Origin of the sequence: Rhizobacter sp. (assembly GCF_035702065.1) — a bacterium.
In the GTDB taxonomy this organism is placed as follows: Bacteria; Pseudomonadota; Gammaproteobacteria; order Burkholderiales; family Burkholderiaceae_C; genus Rhizobacter.
Genome location: NZ_DASSRA010000274.1, coordinates 1 through 2,899, shown reverse-complemented (window position 1 = coordinate 2,899; position 2,899 = coordinate 1). Strand labels below are relative to the sequence as shown.

The window sequence follows — 2,899 nt, the reverse complement described above, 5'->3', positions numbered from 1 at the left end:
CCTGGCGCTGAACGCCGCCGTGGAAGCGGCGCGCGCCGGCGAGCAGGGCCGCGGCTTCGCGGTGGTGGCCTCCGAAGTGCGCAGCCTGGCCGGCCGTTCGGCCGAGGCCGCCAAGGAGATCAAGAGCCTGATCGGTGCGAGCGTCGACAAGGTCGAGACCGGCTCGCGCCTGGTGGCCGATGCCGGCGCCACCATGAACGAGATCGTGGGCAGCGTGCAGCGCGTGACCGACATCATTGGCGAGATCAGCACCGCCACGGCCGAGCAGAGCGATGGCATCGGCCAGGTCAACACCGCCGTCACCCAGCTCGACCAGATGACGCAGCAGAACGCAGCGCTGGTGGAGCAGTCGGCCGCCGCCGCCGAGGGCCTGAAGTCGCAGGCCACGCGCTTGTCGGAGGTGGTGGGCCTGTTCAAGCTGGGTGACAAGGGTGGGCATGCAGGGCCGGTGTCGGCGCCCGCTCCCGCCCGTGCCCCGGCCCCTGCTGCACCTGTCGCATCAGCGGCTCCAGCCGCCGCGCCCGCACCGCTGGCCCGTCCGAAGCCGCCTGCCCGTGCAGCCGCACCCGCGCCCCAACCCGTTCCCTCCACCGCCCCGAAAGCACCCTCCCCGGCGGCCACGGTGGCCAGCAGCGACGACTGGGAAACGTTTTGAGCTTCCGTGAGCCATGCCACGAACTGGCCGGCTCTTCCCGCACACATTCACCCTTCAGTTCGCAGCCGAAACGCCGATAGTTTGAGCAGCAAAGCCCAACCGGCACCCATTCGAGAGGAATTCACATGGACATGATCAACGAAGCCGCCCACGTCGCCCGGCACGAAGCCGCCCGCGCCGCCCTGGCCTCCCAATCGGGCAGCGAGTACCTGACCTTCCGTCTGGGCGCCGAAGAGTACGGCATCGACATCCTGAAGGTGCAGGAGATCCGCTCCTACGAAGTGCCCACCCGCATCGCCAACGCACCCCAGTTCGTCAAGGGTGTGGTGAACCTGCGCGGCGTGATCGTCCCGATCGTCGACCTGCGCCTGAAGCTCGGTTGCGAGACGGCCGACTACAACAGCTTCACGGTCGTGATCGTGCTCAACGTCAAGGGCCGCGTGGTCGGCGCCGTCGTCGACTCGGTCTCCGACGTGCTCGAACTCTCGCCCGACTCGATCAAGCCCGCTCCCGAAATGGCCTCGGCCGTGGACACCAGCTTCATCACCGGCATCAGCAGCGTGAACGAGCGCATGCTGATCATGATGGACATCGAATCGCTGATGGCCAGCCCCGACATGGGCCTGATGGACAGCGTCAACTGATCCACCGCGCAGCCGGCAGGCTGCCCCACAGCCAGAGCAAGAGGACGCCGGGGACAGCCCGGCGTTTTCACGACCAGCCTCACTGCACGCCCGTTCACGATTGCCGATCTCCATGAAACTCAACGACATGCCCATCGCCCGGAAACTGTGGGGCGCCATCCTGATCCTGCTGGCAGCCATGCTGCTCATCTCGGTGCTGGCCGCGCGGCAGGCGGGCTCCATCACCGCCCAGTCCACCGAGAAGCTGGCCGTCATCCACGAGCTGGTGGAGCGTTCGGCCACCTGGAAGGGCATGACCGAGGCCGCTGTGGCGCGCGGCATGGCCAACGCCATCAGCAGCGACCCGGCCGTGGGCGAGCTGTTCAAGGACAACCTGGCCAACGACAGCAAGAAGATCGCCAAGCTGCGCGAGGACCTCTTCAAGATCGCCGACACCGACGAAGACAAGGCGGTGATGAAGGACGTGCAGGCCAAGGGCGTTGCCCTGCTGGGTGCGAGCAAGAAGGCCGGCGAACTGGCCACCGCGGGCGACCGCGCTGCCGTGGCCGCCCTGGTGAAGGGCGAGTACGCCAGCGCCGCTGCCGCCTACCTGGCCGCCATCGACGGCTTCGTCGACCTGCAACGCAAGAAGGGCGAGCGCGCCGTGGCCGAGGCCTCCGAAGCGCGCACCCAGGTGGCGATCGCAGGAGGTGTGGGCACGCTGATCGTGGTGGCGCTGGGCATGCTGGTGGCTTCCACGCTGGTGCGCACCATCCGCCAGCCGCTGAAGCAGTCGATTGAAGCCGCCACCGCCATCGCCGAAGGCGACCTGACGCACCGCCTGCAGTTCAGCCGCCGCGACGAGTTCGGCCAGCTGATGAAGGCCTTGCAGCACATGAACGAATCGCTGGGCAAGGTGGTGGGCGACGTGCGCGCCTCCACCGACAGCATCAGCACCGCGTCGGCCGAGATCGCTACCGGCAACACCGACCTCTCGGCCCGCACCGAGCAGACGGCGAGCAACCTGCAACAGACGGCTTCGTCGATGGAGCAGCTCACCGGCACCGTGAAGCAGAGCGCCGACTCGGCCCGCCAGGCCAACCAGCTCGCCTCGTCGGCCGCCGAAGTGGCGCAGCGCGGTGGCAGCGTGGTCTCGCAGGTGGTGAGCACCATGGACGAGATCAACGCCAGCTCCAAGAAGATCAGCGACATCATCGGCGTGATCGATGGCATCGCCTTCCAGACCAACATCCTCGCCTTGAACGCCGCCGTGGAAGCGGCGCGCGCTGGGGAGCAAGGCCGCGGCTTTGCCGTGGTGGCCTCTGAAGTGCGCAGCCTGGCGCAGCGCAGCGCGCAAGCCGCACGCGAGATCAAGGGCCTGATCGGCGCCAGCGTCGAGAAGGTCGAATCGGGCTCACGCCTGGTGGCCGATGCCGGCGCCACCATGAACGAGATCGTGGGCAGCGTGCAGCGCGTGACCGACATCATCGGCGAGATCACCGCCGCCGCCTCGGAGCAGTCCGACGGCATCGGCCAGGTCAACACCGCCGTCGTGCACCTCGACCAGATGACGCAGCAGAACGCGGCGCTGGTGGAGCAGTCGGCCGCCGCCGCCGAATCG

3 protein-coding genes are annotated in these 2,899 nt (G+C 68.1%); all 3 read left to right on the top strand.

Annotated features, from left to right (window positions below):
* The coding region (locus VFL64_RS12470) for a methyl-accepting chemotaxis protein (RefSeq protein ID WP_489540702.1) at positions 1 to 655 on the top strand (655 nt) is incomplete at its 5' end.
* A 125-nt stretch (positions 656 to 780) separates the two neighbouring features.
* Positions 781 to 1,299, top strand: coding sequence for a chemotaxis protein CheW (locus VFL64_RS12465; protein ID WP_489540701.1), 519 nt, complete (start codon positions 781 to 783; stop codon positions 1,297 to 1,299).
* A gap of 112 nt (positions 1,300 to 1,411) precedes the next feature.
* On the top strand, positions 1,412 to 2,899 hold a 1,488-nt coding region (locus tag VFL64_RS12460), incomplete at its 3' end, for a methyl-accepting chemotaxis protein (RefSeq protein WP_489540700.1).